The sequence below is a fragment of the Marinigracilibium pacificum genome (assembly GCF_012926615.1).
GTDB classification, from domain to species: Bacteria; Bacteroidota; Bacteroidia; order Cytophagales; family Cyclobacteriaceae; genus Mangrovivirga; species Mangrovivirga pacifica.
In genome coordinates this window covers 91,568-107,865 of the sequence record NZ_JABBNU010000015.1, presented here as the reverse complement: position 1 = coordinate 107,865, position 16,298 = coordinate 91,568, and the positions used below count along the sequence as shown (strand labels likewise).

Sequence of the window (16,298 nt, the reverse complement as noted above, 5' to 3'; positions counted from 1 at the left end):
GGTTCTAGGTTAAAAAATATTTTTAAAAAATTGAATTCGTTAAGGTTCATCTTAAAATCACCCCCGATACTTCTTATAATTCTCAGCTTGTTCAAATATTTCATGATATACTTCGTCCCGATCTACTGGTGGGTAGTCGTACTCTCCTAATAGCAGGATTAAATCTACTTTTAACTCGGCTTTGATGTCATCGCGCTTGCTCCAGTCAGTGTATTTGGCTTTGTCATCGACTACGTCTTTCACTGCCTTAGATAATGGAATGAGCTTTTCCTCCGGGTACTGGAAATGATATTTGTAAGCCAGCTCTTTCAGTATATCGTAAAAAGCCTTTTCTTCAAAGCTGATTCCTAATTCATTGCCTGATGTATAAATGGCTTGCATCTCCATGACCATATTGGTTAAGGCATCTGCCATTTCATCATATACCTTGCCTTCAAGTGTGTCTGACTCCTTGCGCTCATTGTAAAGGTCTACGAGGGACTGGAATTTTCGAGAGAAATCAATGCCCTGGGCACGGTTGGTTTTCTTTAGCTCGCCAATTGCCTTTTTTAATAGCTGTTGAAGCATGGCGATTTTGGTGTTCGGACGCTTGATTTTATCAATGATGTCCATGTAGTCCTGATTGAAGATATCAACCTGGCTTTCTTTATCCTCGCCTAATTTAAATATCACCTCAACTCCATCACTTTTAATGGCATCTTCGATCATTATCCTGACCTTCTTATTCATTTGGGCGGTGTCAGGTGCTTCTCCTTTGGTATATTTTACAAGCAATGACCGTATGGCAAAGTAAAAATGGATTTGATCACGTTCGCTATCCTTTATTTCTTCGCTACCACAACAAATATCATAGGCAGCTTTAAGTCGCTTTACTAAATCCATAAACCGCTTCTCGTGAGAGCGGGTCTGCTGCACGAACTCCATACCCGATTTTAGGCAATCGAGTTGTTTTTTTGGATTGCCATTAAAGTATGCGTTACTATCAAATTTATGAAACATTGATGCCAATACGCTGAGCATATCACGGGTGACGACGATTGATTGCTTGATGTCTTCAAAGTTTTGGGCATCTTCTTTGGAATACATCGCCAATGCCTGATTCATTTGCCGCTTAATGCCAAAATAGTCAACGACTAATCCCTTATCTTTTCCTTCAAATTTTCGGTTTACCCGCGAGATGGTTTGAATCAGAGTGTGCTTCTGTAAAGGTTTGTCCAGGTATAGGGTATCGAGGAAAGGCACATCAAAACCTGTGAGCCACATATCGACAACAATGGCTATTTTAAAGTTTGATTTCGGTTCTTTAAACTGTCTGTCGAGTTCTTTACGGTAATCTTTATTTCCTAGTAATTCATAAAGTCCATTTTTATCATCTCTAGTGCGAGTCATAACCATATTCACCCTGGCTATTGGTTTTATTGATTTGCGTTCTTTCTCGGTGAGCTCAGCACCTTCTTCAGCAGTTTTTACCTCTGCCCATTCGGGTCTGATCTCTGTGATCATCTGGTAAAGGTCGTATGCTATTTCACGACTGCTGCAGACAAACATGGCTTTGCCTTTTACCGTGGCTCCTTCGGATACCCGCTCTTCATAATGAGCAATAAAATCTTCCGCTACAGCTTTTAAACGATCTTTATCGCCAATGATGGCATTCATTTTGGCTGTGGCACGCTTACTTTCTTCGATTTGATATTCGTTAGCCCCGGCTTCTTCGGCTTTCTTATAGTATTTTTCAACTTCCTGAAGCTTTTCATTATCCAGGATAACCTTTGCCGCACGACCTTCATAAACTATCCGAACGGTGATCTCATCAGCGACGGATTCTTGCATGGTGTAGGCATCGACGATAGGACCAAACACATCAAGGGTCGCATCAACTGGTGTGCCGGTAAAGCCAACATAAGTAGCGTTTGGCAATGAATCGTGCAGGTATTTTGCAAAGCCATAACTCTTACGAACGCCTTTATCGGTGACTGTCACCTTCTGGTCGAGGTTGGTCTGACTACGATGCGCCTCATCGGAGATACAGATGATATTTTCCCGGTCGGAAAGTAGCTGGGTGTCTTCGGTAAATTTATGAATGGTGGTTAAAAAAACGCCTCCTGAGTTTCTTCCTTGTAATAGTTCACGGAGATGCTGTCTGCTTTCAACACTTTTAATGAAATTATCGCCCACATAGCTTTTTGCTCCTTCAAACTGCTCTGAAAGCTGGTCGTCAAGGTCTGTTCGATCGGTGATTAGCACAACCGTTGGACTCGAAAAGTAGGTGCTTCGCATTAACAGGCGGGTCAGAAAAAGCATGGTGAAACTCTTTCCACATCCTGTTGCACCAAAGTACGTACCACCTTTACCATCGCCTTCTGGTTTAAGGTGGACTTTAATATTTTCAAATAGCTTTTTAGAAGCGTAATACTGCGGATATCGGCATAGGATCTTTGCTTCTTTATGGCTCGAATCCGGAAAGAAGATAAAGTGATGGATGATATCAAGCAGCCTTTCTTTATTAAACATTCCCTGGATAAGCGAATAGGTGGAGTCGATGCCTTCATATTCGGTCGATTCATCACCGGTTACTTTTCGCCAGGAATAGAAAAACTCATACGGAGCGAAATAAGAACCTGCTTTGGTGTTGACTCCATCGCTGATTACACAAAAGGCATTGTACTTAAACAGCTCCGGAATGTCTCTACGATATCGGTTCGTTAATTGATCCCAAGCCTCAAAAATCCGTGGCTCTTCACGAGTAGCCGATTTCAGTTCGAAGACAACTAAGGGAAGCCCGTTGATATACACAATGACATCCGGGATGCGGAATTCTTTATCATCGATGGCGAGTTGATTGACAACTCTGAAAGTGTTATTGTCTATGTCTGAATAATCGATGAGTTCAATATATAAGTCTTTGTCGTGGTGATCATCGCGTTTGAATACAAAGCCATCACAGACCTTTTTCATGATCTGCTTATTCGAATCGTATAAATCTGAAGCCGGAAGATTTTCGAGTTCGAGGATAAGCCGATCGATCTCAGTAGGAGTGATGTCGGGATATTGTTTGGTGAGGTAGCTTTCCAGGTCTGGACGGATGATCACCTCATCGCTGGCTAGGTGACCATATTTGGCTACCGGATTTTTAGTAGCAAACTCCTCACGAAGTTTATCTCCATGAATGTAATCGAAGCCCTGCTCTTGCAGCAGGGTGATAAAGGTATCTTCGAGTGTGGCTTCAGTGTATTTAGACATGATCAGCAACTATTTTTTCAGCATCAGGAACCCGGAGTTCTCCGGAAATGAGCTTGGGTAAGAGAGTGTCTCTTATTGATTCAAGAGATTTACTCAGGATTTGGTTGTGATATTTTTTCTTAAAGCTTTTTTGGAATATAGAATCATAAATTTTTTGTAGTTGATTGTTCGGGTGCAGAATTTGTAATTCTTTTAATCTACTTCTGCTTAATTCAGTTTGTCCTGTACTTCCTTCTCCTATTGATTCAATATATCTCTCCATTGAATACATAAGAGAAATAAAATACCCAATCTTGATTTGATTTTGGTCAGGTCTAATTAAAGTAACATGAGAATCCACTACAATTTCTTCATTTATTGGTCCAACTGCAGCCATTCTTCCAAGAGTACCAACTCCTGTAGAATTAATAAGTATATCACCAAACTCAATTGTTCTCCCGTCAATTTTCTTTTTATTTGGGTCGTTTCTCCTAGTTAAATCAAAATTTATTTCGTGATTTCTTATGCATTTTTGATTTATTACCCGTGTTCCACCTTCTTCAATATATTTAGGGGATATTCCTCTTCTTAATTCAATACTAATGGTATCTAGATTTTTCACCTCCCACCCCTCAGGAATCCAGCCGAGTTCTTCGGTGAAGGTAAAACTGTCAGGAAAGAGTTCTTGAATGTGCTTGGGTAGGGGCTTGCGTTTATCGCCCAGCGCCAATCGCTTCTCGGCTTTTTGTTGCAGTGGCTCGGGTATTGGGTTGCCCGCTGCCAGGGCTTTGTCGAGTACCGGATCAAAATCGACAAACCAACTTTTAAACAATGCCTGTGCCATTTCCTCTAAAGTTTGGTTCATCTTCCAGTTCAGCTCGATTTTATCATCTAATGTGCCTAAGATGTGAGCAATGGCTTTTTGCTCGTGGAGGGGATGAATTTTCGTTTCAATTGATTTAAGAATTGATTGATTTAGTAGAGGTTGACCAGTTCCTATTTGAAGTTTGTTTAGATTGAAACTTATTAGCTTATAATATAAGTATTTTGCAGAATTCTCCTCTTTTACCACTGCTTTTATTGCATTATCAGTAACCCAACATTCAGAATTACTGAAATATACAGAACCACAGTATGAACCAACCCTACCTATTACTATTGAGTTGGCAGGGCAATTTATTTTATTAGTTTTCCCAATAATTCCATTTGAGCCAAAAACATTAAATTGATAATTATCATCCCTTTTAGGACTTGTTTTTCCATTGGAAAATGTAAGCACTTTATCTAAATTAACAAGATGTATCTCACTCCTCATAACCCAACATTTTTAAGTTTTCACGAATGGCTGCATCCAGTTTTTCGCTTTCTTTCATCTGCTCAAATAAGTCACTCGAAAGCAGTGTCATCTTTTCTTCAAATGGAATACCGTCATCTTCAACTTCAGCCATACCCACATATCTTCCAGGAGTCAATACGTAGTCGTTTTTAACAATTTCTTGTAATGAGGCAGACTTGCAGTACCCGGCTACATCTTCATATTTACCGTCTTTCTTTTCTCCTCTCCAGGCATGGTAGGTCTGAGCAATCTTTTGAATATCTTCGTCAGTTAGCTCCTTTTGCACCCGGCTAATCATTGAGCCCATCTCCCGAGCATCGATAAACAAGGTTTCTCCTTCACGATTGCGATAGCCTTTGTCTTTGTCATCCTTTTTGCTTTTAGTCATAAACCACAAACAAACAGGAATCTGGGTAGTGTAAAATAGCTGTCCGGGTAATGCAATCATGCAATCTACCAGGTCGTTTTCGATCATGCTTTTTCGCAATTCGCCCTCTCCACTGGTGTTGGAGCTCATGGAGCCGTTAGCTAATACGAAACCTGCTGTTCCCCCTTCAGAAAGCTTGGAAAGCATGTGCATAATCCATGCATAGTTGGCATTGCCAGTCGGCGGAACATCATATCCCTTCCAACGAGGGTCATCGACCAGTTCATTCTTTCCACGCCATTCACTTTGGTTAAATGGCGGATTAGCCATGATAAAGTCAGCTTTCAAATCCGGATGCTGGTCTTTAAAGAACGTATCAGCTGGCACCTCACCCAGGTTGGCTGCAATACCCCGAATAGCCAGGTTCATCTTTGCCAGTTTATAAGTAGTGGCAGTATATTCCTGTCCGTAGATTGAAATGTCTTTTTTATTTCCATTGTGGCTTTCCACAAACTTAATCGACTGCACAAACATACCTCCCGAACCACAGCATGGGTCATATATTTTTCCTTTGTAGGGCTCAAGCATTTCAGCAATGAGGTTTACCACACATTTAGGCGTATAAAACTCTCCACCACCTTTGCCTTCAGCAGCTGCAAATTTTCCCAGGAAGTATTCATATACCCGTCCGACGATATCTTCTTTCTCATCGGCAATGGTGTCAATATTATTAATCGTATCGAGTAGGGCAGACAGCTTACTGCCATCCATTCCCAACCTTGAAAAGTAGTTGTCTGGTAAAGCTCCTTTTAATGAAGCGTTGTTTTTCTCTACTGTATGCAGGGCAGTGTCAATCTTTAGCGCAATATCTTCCTGCTTGGCATGTTGCATAATGTGCGACCAGCGAGCCTCTTCAGGAAGAAAGAATACATTTTTCATGTTGTAGAACTCCTTCATGTCGAGGTATTTTTCTTTACCTTCCTCGAGGAGTTCCTTTCTACGGGCTTCAAACTTATCAGAAGCAAATTTTAGGAAGATCAGTCCGAGAACAACATGCTTATATTCCGAAGATTCCACCTTACCACGGAGCTTATTCGCCGTGTCCCACAAAGATTCTTCGATAGACTTAGTATTCGTAGCTTTCTTAGCCATATAGGGTAGTAATATTGTATAAAAATGAAAGTCAGGTTAAAAAATCAAGTACTTGTACTTATTAGCTCTTTATAAGGAATAAAAATACTGTATTGAGAGGGGAAATGCAATTGCAAATTCTATGTTTTATACATTAACAATACCCTAGGTTTATTTTGTAGTTAGTATGAAAATTATTTCTGTGATTTTCTTGAGTCGTAAAAAATCTATTTATAGGTTTGAGCAGGAATATCAATTTTTTAAACTAGTAATAAATTTTTTATGGCTGAATGTATTGAATGTGGAGCTTTCTCAAAGTTTGAGGGTGGATTATGTATCGATTGTTTCAAGAAATCAAAGAAAAAGAATAACAATGTTGAAGTAATTGAAGATAATGAAAATGGACTTTCTGAAAAGGATAAAACCTATAGATATTCCATGATAAAAGGTAGGATTGCAGAGACCTTAATTCAAGAGTTATTTTTAAGTCTAAAATATAATGTCTTTAGTTATGGTATGGAAAATACAATTCCTGGTATAATGGAGCTATTGAAAGGAGTGAGATCAGATGTTGCTACTGAAATTCGCCGAATGCCAGATTTTGTTATACAGAATCCAAATACCAAACAAGTATATTTTGTTGAAGTTAAATTTCGAGCTTCTGGTGAATTTAAGTTTAAGGATCTTCCCAAAAACTATCCCTATCAAAATGCTTTTATCATTTTAGTCTCCAAAAAACATATTAAATGCATTTCTGTTGAGGAACTTAATAATGGAGAGGAAATAACCCCTACTTCTAAAAATTATCTAGGTAGTAGAAAAGAGTTCGAGTTAGATAAGGATGTGATTATCGAGTTTTGCCGATTTGCGGTTCAATTTTTTGAAGGGGTTTAGTTAATTTATTTTTTTATTTGATTGGAATCGTGATCCTTTTTCAAGATAAAAGGTAGGGTTAATATATTGGATTTTAAAAATTAGAGCATTATTGGAGTGTATTTTTTCAACTAATATTTTTTTGTAGCAAATGGCAAGACATCTTGACACTGGAGGTATAGTGTTTTATATTGAGAAATTAATTAGAGAAGCTAAAGAAGCTGTTGTATTAATTTCTCCCTACCTTCAAATTAAAAAGCGCATAGCTAATCAGATTAAATTAGCTTCTGAGCGTGGTGTAAAAGTTTATTTAGTTTATGGTAAACAAGAACTATCCGATGATCAGAAAGAATTAATTAGCAAACTACAATTTCATAGAATTATTTTTGTTTCAAATTTACATAGCAAAATATATGCTAATGAAATTGAGCTTATTGAAACCTCAATGAACTTATATAAAGCCTCTGAAAGCAACTTTGAATCTGGAACTCTATTTAGTATTGTCGATGATGAGGAAATTTATAAAAGTAAAATAGAACAAATAAATAAAATGTTTAAATCAGGCTATGCTCAAGCTGTGTCATTAGAACCTGTTATTAAGCAAACGAAAAAGAAAAAGAAGAAGAAAAACCGTTGTGAAGAATGCGGGAAGAAAATCAAGAATCCAGCTCATTATCTTTGTTATGAATGTTATCAAGATGATTATTGGGATGAAGATGACTTTTGGGACGAAGATGATTTTTTTGATGATGATGATTGGTATTGATTCGATGTTTAATTTTAAGGTGTCAGATGTTACCACATCACCTATGAAATCTAAAATAAAAAGGGATTTCAAATCCCTTTTATCATAATTTGATATACCCTCCGGAACATATCGAATAGCAATGTATTACCGTGAGTCAATCGTCCTCGTTACACTTTGCTAAACAAGGGCGATTAAAGTCACCTTTCACTTCATGTCCAAAATATCACTGTCACTATTTTTTTGCTTGAATCGATTATCAATGATTTTCAAAAGTCTAAGCCAGGCACCGAAGCCAATGAAGATTATCACACAAAGTAATGAAAGACTGAATGGCTCTGTTAAATATTCAATATTATCACTGGTTTTTTGCATGTAGATCAAAAAACCAAAAACCAACAGGGTATAAATCCAATTAAAAATCTTGGCTACTCCCATGTTAGTAAGTCTTATAATTAATGACTGAGCTGCCATTCCATAAACGATGGCCATTGGGATACTAATAAAAAGTAGTTGATTAGTTAATCCTACTCCAGACAAAGATTGAAAAATATAAATAGCCAACAGATTAATCATATTTGCTACTATCGGTGTGATTAACAATACCACCAATACTATTGCTACTTTTCCGATTGTTTTCATTATTATAAAATCTCCGGGTCTGAGGTTATCTCTTTACGTTTTATCAAAAATTCCCTTACTGGATAATACAAATATGAAAAAACACCAATTATTACAGATGGGATAATCAAAAATAGAAATTTATCATTGTTTGGTAGCGATGAAAAATTTCGATGTTCCATAATGTAGTAAACAAAAATAAAGTTGGCTAAGAAATATAATAATGCGAAAAACCGGCATTGTGTGAAATCTCTTAGTTTTTCAATAATATATTGAACTCCAACTCCTATTGCTATAAAGAGTGGTAAGGTGGAAAATACATAAGCATTGTTTCTACCCAAGTCAAATATCTCTGCTGCGAAATACAAAATTAACCCACCAATGATAATGGACAAGGAAAAGGTTACAAGGACACCCAGAATTTGTGTTAGTATATTAAAAAATATTTTCATCCGTTAAAATGTATTAAACTTTACTACAATTCCAGATATTAGCGCAGCGCATCTGGAATCGGGAATAAAGATGGATTTTAAATCCAATATATCAAAATTCGACATGCCCTTCGGAACATATCTAATAGCAGAAAATTATAATGCTAATAATATAGTTAGTCTGCGTTACAAACGCAGTTTTCAAACACCCTCGTTACGCTTTGCTAAACAAGGGCGATTAAAATTAATGTGGGGCCATCAATCGTCCTAGGTTGTAACAGATTCTTCGCCAGTCGGCTCAGAATGACGGTGCTCTTGGGGCTGTTAAGTAGGTCAGGCAGGTCAGGCAATCCTGTTAATCCTTAAATCTTGAAAATCCTGATTCAGACTACTGCTATTTCAAATGGTATCTCAGTGCATCTGCTATCTGGAATAAAGATGGATTTTAAATCCAATATATCAAAATTCGACATGCCCTTCGGAACATATCGAATAGCAGAAAATTGTAATACTAATAATAAAGTTAGTCTGCGTTACAAACGCAGTTTTCAAACACCCTCGTAACGCTATGCTAAACAAGGGCGATTAAAATTATTGTGAGGCCATCCGTCGTATTCATTTGTAACAGATTCATTCGCCAGCTGGCTCAGAATGACGGTACTCTTGGGGCTGTTAAGTAGGTCAGGCAATCCTGTTAATCCTTAAATCTTGAAAATCCTGGTTCAAACTACTGCTCTTCCAAATGGTATCTCAACGCATCAGCTATCTGGAATAAATTGGGGCTTGAAATCCTCTTTTCAAAATTCGACATGCCCTTCGGGACATATCGAATAGCAGAAAATTATAATGCTAATAATAAAGTTAGTCTGCGTTACAAACGCAGTTTTCAAACACCCTCGTTACGCTTTGCTAAACAAGGGCGATTAAAACTATTGTGAGTTTATCCGTTGTGTTCATTTGTAACAGATTCATTTGCCAGCTAGCTCAGATTGACGGTGCTATTGGGGCTGTTAAGTAGGTCAGGCAATCCTGTAATCCTTAAATCTTGAAAATCCTGATTCAGACTACTGCTATTTCAAATGGTAGCGAAGCGTATCTGGAATATGGAATAATGAGGGATTTGAAATCCCTCAAATCAAAATTCGACATACCCTTTGGAACATATCGAATAGCAGAAAATTATAAAGCTAATAATAAAGTTAGTCTGCTTTACAAACGCAGTTCTCAAACACCCTCGTTACTCTTTGCTAAACAAGGGCGATTAAAATTATTGTGAGGCCATCCGTTGTCTTCATTTGTAACAGATTCATTCGCCAGCTGGCTCAGAATGACGGTTCTCTTGGGGCTGTTAAGTAGGTCAGGCAATCCTGTTAATCCTTAAATCTTGAAAATCCTGGTTCAAACTACTGCTGTTCCAGATATTAGCGCAGCGAATCTGGAATCGGGAATAAAGATGGATTTTAAATCCAATATATCAAAATTCGACATGCCCTTCGGAACATATCGAATAGCAGAAAATTATAATGCTAATAATAAAGTTAGTCTGCGTTACAAACGCAGTTTTCAAACACCCTCGTTACGCTTTGCTAAACAAGGGCGATTAAAATTATTGTGAGGTTATCCGTCGTGTTCATTTGTAACAGATTCATTCGCCAGCTGGCTCAGATTGACGGTGCTCTTGGGGCTGTTAAGTAGGTCAGGCAGGTCAGGCAATCCTGTTAATCCTTAAATCTTGAAAATCCTGATTCAGACTACTGCTATTTCAAATGGTATCTCAGCGCATCTTCTATCTGGAATAAAGATGGATTTTAAATCCATAATATCAAAATTCGACATGTCCTTCGGAACATATCGAATAGCAGAAAATTATAATGCTAATAATAAAGTTAGTCTGCGTTACAAACGCAGTTTTCAAACACCCTCGTTACGCTTTGCTAAACAAGGGCGATGAAAATATTGTGAGGCCATCTATTGTCTTTGTTTGTAACAGTTTCATTTGGCGGCTGGCTTAGAATGACTGTATATTGCTGCTTGTCGTCCTCGTTAGTAGCGAGGATGTGTGAGGTCGGTATTTGTAATGCCAATTATTAAATCAGCGTTACAAACGCAGTTCTCAAACACCCTCGTTACGCTTCGCTAAACAAGGGCGATTAAAATTATTGTGAGGCCATCCATCGTCTTTGTTTGTAACAGATTCATTCACCAGTTGGCTCAGAATGACTGTATATTGCTGCTTGTCGTCCTCGTTTGTAGCGAGGATGTGTGAGGTCGGCATTTGTAATGCAATTAACAACATTATGTCCTTTCTATAACTTTTACCTTAACCACCGCCATCACGCTCAACCCGATCATAAGAATGGCTGTAACATAAACAAAATTGGGTATTGGCATCGGATCACCCGCTGCATAGCTATGCAATCCGGAGAGGTAGTAGTTAACTCCAAAAGAGGTCATGATAATCGACCAGAAGGCAAACATACTGGCGATATTAAGAACAACCATGTTATTCAACTTAGGAATAAACCTCAAATGCAAAACTATCGCATAGACAATAATGCTGATCAATGCCCAGGTTTCTTTCGGGTCCCAGGCCCAGTACCGCCCCCAGGATTCATTGGCCCAGACTCCTCCTAAAAATGTTCCCACCGTCAACACAAATAAGCCAATGGTCATTGAGATTTCATTGATATAACTCAGCTCCTTTATTCGCAAGTCAATTGCTTCACTGTTGCCATTATTCTTAATCAATATCAAAATGATAACCATTGCCCCAATTAAAGCCGATAAGGCAAGTGGTGCATAGCTACTCACAATCGTAGCCACATGGACTTTCAGCCAATACGATTTCAGCACTGGCATCAGGTTGGTGATCTCTGGATTGATCCAGTCAAGGTAACTCACAAACAAAAGTGCACCCGTAAACAGCATTGTTAATGGCAGGGTAAAATCTGATTTCTTATGAACGATAAACCCACAAAGTAGCAATACCCACGAAACGAAAACCAGCATTTCATATCCATTACTCCAAGGCGGATGTCCAGATACATACCATCTAAGAACCAGGTTTGCAGTGAATAACAGAAATGTAATCAGAGAGATCACTATCATCGAATTCCACACAATACTTAATACCTTTCCATTCTTAAATATCTTTAAAATTGCCAGCACAAGCATAACAATCCCAATGGTAAAACAGGCCTGGAAGAGCCAGAAGTTCAAATTTACCTTGTTATATAAGATCTCAGCATTGACATGTTTGTAATCAGGGATGTACCCATCACCCAAAACCTGCTGGTAAGTATGAATGTAATCAATCTTTTCAATTGCATCTGCCAGATTTCCCTCAGCCAGATCACTGAAATATGCCGGAATTATATTTTTAGCGAAAGCACCATCTTCTGTGTTAAAGTTTCGAAAGTCATGATTGTAACTATACCATGTTTTATCCGGGTCATTTTTATTCGGAAAGATTTTAAGGTAGTTGCCTGAAATCAAATTGAATACAATATTGAACCGCTCATCAATTTTGATTATTTCCTTGTCTTGTTCGGTTCTGTTAGCCGGCTTCTTTTTATTAGCCTGCTCCACCTTTGCAGTTAGTATATATTGTCCGTTTTCTCCAATTAATGCTGAAAAAGGAATTCGTTCTTTTTCTAGTAAGTCCTCACTCAAGACAGACTGCAATTTCTCTCCATCAATTTTTATAATTGGAATATTCTGCCATATCGAAGGATACATCATCATCGAGATAAATACCTGATCAGGGTTTAGTCTGATTTTTCTTTCTCCTGAAGGAATCTCCAAATAAGTTTTTCTGGAAATCTTCCTAAGAAATTCTGATGACAGAGTGTTTACAGGTTTTATGCGTCCGTCGAGGTCTTGAACAAGCAGCCTTCCAAAATATTCTGCCTGTTCCTCATTGATAATCATGGGTTTATTGCTCTCGTCATTTTGAGCAGGAAGGATAAAGACTGACCCCAAGGTTAGTAAGAAAACGATTATTGAAGCATCAGCTTTCAGGTTTTTTAACTTACTGTTTAGCTGATAATACCTCGATCCCTTTCCAAATAATGTCCAGAACATACCAAGTCCCATAAGAAGGTAGCCGGCATAAGTTACCATCGTACCGGGCCTGTCTTTGTTTACAGATAAAACCGTTCCCTTTTCATCAGTATCATAGCTTGCCTGATAAAATCTGTAGCCTGAATAGTCAAGCACATTGTTCATATATATTCGATAGGGGAAAGACTCTGTCTTCGATTTAACCACAACCTCACTGGCATACGATGACGGACTTGACGAGCCGGGATATCGCTCAAGTTGAAAATCTTCAAGCTTGATAGAAAAGGGGAGGGTAATCGCCTTCGAGCCATAAGAAATATCGATTGATAAACTATCAAATTCTGCGGTATGGACAGTAGGTAAGAAGCCTTCCCGATATAGGAGATCAAGATTTTCGCTTTCATCATCTACAGTAACTTTCATTCGTAGCACATCATCCTTCACAGGGTCATTATCTCCCGGTTTTTCAGGATTGCTGATGATATCAATTACACCTTTGTCATGATAATTTAAAGGCACAAATGAAAGGTTGTGTAATCGAAAAACTGTTCTTAATGATATCTTTTGAGTGCTGTCGGCCAATATACGTCCCGGCTGCTGACTAGCCATAACAAAGTAATCAAGCTGAAGTGGTGATTTAATATAAAATTCATCTCCATTTTGCATTATGTTGATGGCGTCATTACTGTCTGATTCAAAGCCTATAGCATGACCATGATCACCAAATAGTTTCGTTTCACCCTTCTTTAATATATGAGTTTCCCTGCCTTCTCCTTCGGAAACAACCATTTCTATAAATGGTTCTCCTTTATTATCGTCACTTATTATTTCAATAGAAGCATCCGGGAGATATTCCAGAAATTCCACTTTTATGTTTTTTTCCATGAAATCTGAACTCCAGGTTAGGTCACTATCTGTGAAATTTGAAAGATTTACCTCTTTTGAAACACCTTTATGTTCTTTACCTTCTGTAAGATGTAATTGGAGGAATTTTTTATCCGAAATTATGGTATTTGATGACTCATTTTCCCTAATTCTCATAATTCCACCTTCGGAATGATATCTGGTGATAAAGGCACCGATGATGATAATCAGAAATGAAATATGGAAAAGTAAAACCGGCCACTTGGGTTTTCTATACAGGCGATATTTATAAATATTGGTTATAAAAGCCAGCGCAAGACCAAACATGATTAACTCAAACCACCAGGAGTCGTAAATAACCTGCCAGGCGGCTGCTGTGCCCATGTCATTTTCAATAAAGGTTGCTACGGCCATAGAAATGGCGAATGTCAAAAGCAGAATTAATGCTAATACAGATGATCCAAATAAACGGTAAAAAAATCGCATAACTTCGAGGAGGTTATTAACTCAAAAGAATAATAGTTTTATTGTGCTGATGCAGATACTTTTTGGTTATCCCAACCGTCTTCTCGCTGCTTTGCTTTTTCAAGCCATTTTGGAAGAAGGTTTTCTTTAAACAATTCTTTTTCTTTGATTAGTTTTTCCATGTCTAGCCCAATATATTCCTGTGCTTTTTCTTTGGTTGAAATATCCGGCATTTCGACTGGTTGATTAAAATCCAGGTCAGCAAGAAGGCGAGCGATTTTTACACGAGCATCTTGAGCACGAACCATACCTGAGCTCAACACTCTGGAAATTTCAACTGGTGAATGGAACGAAGCTCCATGTGCTGCCGCAGCATAATCCCATCGCCATTGGGCATGTCGGATATCCATTAAAATCGGTTTCATTTGTTCTTCATTAGCACCAAGATCCCAACATTTTTTAGCCTCGATATGGGCTTTGACAAGCATGCTTTCAAGCTCTAGTCTGCTTTCAGCCACTTTACGTTGTCTTTCATATACATTTTCTTTCAGCTTTTCAGCCTCTTCTCTATGGCATACCTGACATGCATTTTGAATATTATTTAATGGCGACTGTATCTGGTGATCAGTGAATTTCTGTCCTCCGACACTATTATATGGCATATGACAATCTACACAAGATACACCCCTGTCGGCATGAACACCGGTAAGGTAGGTTTCATATCCCGGATGTTGTGCTTTTAGCATTGGAGCTTTACTCAATTGATGAGTCCAGTCTGAAAATTCAATGTTATCATAGTATTTTTCCATGTCTTCGGCACGCATTCCTTCTTTCCAGGGGAAAACCAAATACGGAGTTCCTTCTTTACCAGGTAGGTTTTTATTAAAGTAATATTCAACATGGCACTGAGCACATACTAACGATCGCATTTCCTGGTGAGTCACTTTGGTTATGTCCTTACCCATTGATTCAAACGCTTCAATTAATGCAGGTCTTGATATTTTCAGCTTCATTGATTTTTCATCATGGCAGTCTGCACAACCAATCGGATTCACAATTTGCTCTCCCTTGTCAGCCCATTTACCTTTATAAAATTCAGCAACTCCGATTTCACTCATTAAGCGGGGTACATCAGGGCTTTTGCATGTCCAGCACGTTGCAGGCATCGGACCATCACCGGGACCGGTAGGCCCTCCGGTCCTTAAAGTATTATGAATATCCTCAACAGCATAATAATGTCCACGTCCCTGGTTGTAGTCCTTTGAAAATCCGTATCCTGCCCATAGAATCACCAGGTTAGGGTCTTCTTCAAGTACATCTCGCATGGCCGAACCACCCTGATATGAGACAAAATTGGTATCCGAAGTCTGAATATAAGATTGATACTCTAATGGATAGTATTCACCCCAAACAGCATTTCTAGGCTCATTTTCCATTATGTCTGCCTGTGGTGTGTATTTGAATTTGGATTCGTTCTTTCTGTTAATGATACTTGATGCCAGTAACCCCAAAAGGAAGACAACAATCAATGTGACTATGAAAAGGACTTTATTTTTCATTTTGAACTGCTTTTGGATTCATTAATTTTATTTTTTAACCATTCGGGTATCACAACTTCTGTTCTATTGGTTGGAACAGGAGCGATATTATATTTAACCGTCGAAAGACCATGTAATTTTCCATGGGGTACAGCTCGGTGGCAACTCCAACATGTTCTGTCAAGCCTATCGGATAGATGTGTCTCGATCCAATCTGTATAGTTGGCTTGTGTTACCTGCTGTATATGGCACCTGATACAATTATTTTGAACTACTTCCGCTGATTCTTCTCTCATAAACATTACCTCCGGCTCTGCCCTGAAAGTAAAAATTGTTGCATGGTAGAGGCCGTCTTTAGCTTTGAAGAAGTATTGGTTAAATACATTGTTATGAGGGACATGGCAATCATTACAAGAAGCCCATTCACGATGAGAACTGTGCATCCAGCTATTGTAAACAGGAGTCATTACATGGCAGTTTACACAAGCCTGGGGATCGTCAGAAAGATATGATGTTACATGAGCTTCATAGGCAATAAAAGCACCTAATCCTAATAAACAGGCTATTGAAACAGTAGCTACTGTTCTCCAAGTTGTTTTTTTCTCAGGTAAAATATTTTTAAATCTTGACAATGGGATTAGCTAGT

Annotated in this window: 10 protein-coding genes; 2 read left to right on the top strand and 8 right to left on the bottom strand. The window is 38.3% G+C overall.

Annotated elements, in window-relative coordinates; translation table 11 throughout:
* Positions 1-57 precede the first annotated feature (57 nt).
* The 3 genes from HH304_RS20250 to HH304_RS20240 are packed head-to-tail and all read right to left on the bottom strand — an operon-like array spanning position 58 to position 6,074.
* Positions 58-3,240, bottom strand: coding sequence for a type I restriction endonuclease subunit R (locus HH304_RS20250; RefSeq protein ID WP_169685114.1), 3,183 nt, complete (start codon positions 3,238-3,240; stop codon positions 58-60).
* Positions 3,233-4,534, bottom strand: a complete 1,302-nt coding sequence (locus HH304_RS20245) for a restriction endonuclease subunit S (RefSeq protein ID WP_169685113.1) — start codon at positions 4,532-4,534, stop codon at positions 3,233-3,235. Before HH304_RS20245 ends, HH304_RS20250 begins: the two co-directional genes overlap by 8 nt.
* Complete coding sequence (locus HH304_RS20240) at positions 4,524-6,074, bottom strand: class I SAM-dependent DNA methyltransferase (RefSeq protein ID WP_169685112.1); 1,551 nt, start codon at positions 6,072-6,074, stop codon at positions 4,524-4,526. Before HH304_RS20240 ends, HH304_RS20245 begins: the two co-directional genes overlap by 11 nt.
* A 261-nt stretch (positions 6,075-6,335) precedes the next feature.
* Between HH304_RS20240 and HH304_RS20235 the strand changes: the two genes are divergently transcribed.
* Positions 6,336-6,947: a hypothetical protein gene (locus tag HH304_RS20235; protein WP_169685111.1), complete on the top strand. Its 612-nt coding sequence runs from the start codon at positions 6,336-6,338 to the stop codon at positions 6,945-6,947.
* Positions 6,948-7,077: 130 nt separating this feature from the next.
* Positions 7,078-7,692 carry a phospholipase D-like domain-containing protein gene (locus HH304_RS20230; RefSeq protein ID WP_169685110.1) on the top strand — a complete coding sequence of 205 codons (615 nt, stop codon included), beginning with the start codon at positions 7,078-7,080 and terminating at the stop codon, positions 7,690-7,692.
* Between the two features lie 186 nt (positions 7,693-7,878).
* On the opposite strand, the gene HH304_RS20225 is transcribed toward HH304_RS20230, so the two are convergent.
* The 5 genes from HH304_RS20225 to nrfH form a co-directional block, all read right to left on the bottom strand.
* Positions 7,879-8,313 carry a hypothetical protein gene (locus tag HH304_RS20225; protein ID WP_169685109.1) on the bottom strand — a complete coding sequence of 145 codons (435 nt, stop codon included), beginning with the start codon at positions 8,311-8,313 and terminating at the stop codon, positions 7,879-7,881.
* Positions 8,314-8,315: 2 nt separating this feature from the next.
* Complete coding sequence (locus tag HH304_RS20220; protein WP_169685108.1) at positions 8,316-8,744, bottom strand: hypothetical protein; 429 nt, start codon at positions 8,742-8,744, stop codon at positions 8,316-8,318.
* 2,274 nt (positions 8,745-11,018) lie between these two features.
* Positions 11,019-14,135, bottom strand: a complete 3,117-nt coding sequence (gene ccsA, locus HH304_RS20215; protein WP_169685107.1) for a cytochrome c biogenesis protein CcsA — start codon at positions 14,133-14,135, stop codon at positions 11,019-11,021.
* 38 nt (positions 14,136-14,173) lie between these two features.
* Positions 14,174-15,673, bottom strand: coding sequence for an ammonia-forming cytochrome c nitrite reductase (nrfA, locus tag HH304_RS20210; protein ID WP_169685106.1), 1,500 nt, complete (start codon positions 15,671-15,673; stop codon positions 14,174-14,176).
* On the bottom strand, positions 15,670-16,284 hold the full coding sequence (gene nrfH / locus HH304_RS20205) for a cytochrome c nitrite reductase small subunit (protein ID WP_169685105.1): 615 nt from the start codon (positions 16,282-16,284) through the stop codon (positions 15,670-15,672). Before nrfH ends, nrfA begins: the two co-directional genes overlap by 4 nt.
* Positions 16,285-16,298 lie beyond the last annotated feature (14 nt).

Coding starts and splice junctions, on each gene's coding strand:
- HH304_RS20250 (WP_169685114.1), bottom strand. CDS start 3,240: ATGTCTAAATACACTGAAGCCACACTCGAAGATACCTTTATCACCCTG.
- HH304_RS20245 (WP_169685113.1), bottom strand. CDS start 4,534: ATGAGGAGTGAGATACATCTTGTTAATTTAGATAAAGTGCTTACATTT.
- HH304_RS20240 (WP_169685112.1), bottom strand. CDS start 6,074: ATGGCTAAGAAAGCTACGAATACTAAGTCTATCGAAGAATCTTTGTGG.
- HH304_RS20235 (WP_169685111.1), top strand. CDS start 6,336: ATGGCTGAATGTATTGAATGTGGAGCTTTCTCAAAGTTTGAGGGTGGA.
- HH304_RS20230 (WP_169685110.1), top strand. CDS start 7,078: ATGGCAAGACATCTTGACACTGGAGGTATAGTGTTTTATATTGAGAAA.
- HH304_RS20225 (WP_169685109.1), bottom strand. CDS start 8,313: ATGAAAACAATCGGAAAAGTAGCAATAGTATTGGTGGTATTGTTAATC.
- HH304_RS20220 (WP_169685108.1), bottom strand. CDS start 8,744: ATGAAAATATTTTTTAATATACTAACACAAATTCTGGGTGTCCTTGTA.
- ccsA (WP_169685107.1), bottom strand. CDS start 14,135: ATGCGATTTTTTTACCGTTTATTTGGATCATCTGTATTAGCATTAATT.
- nrfA (WP_169685106.1), bottom strand. CDS start 15,673: ATGAAAAATAAAGTCCTTTTCATAGTCACATTGATTGTTGTCTTCCTT.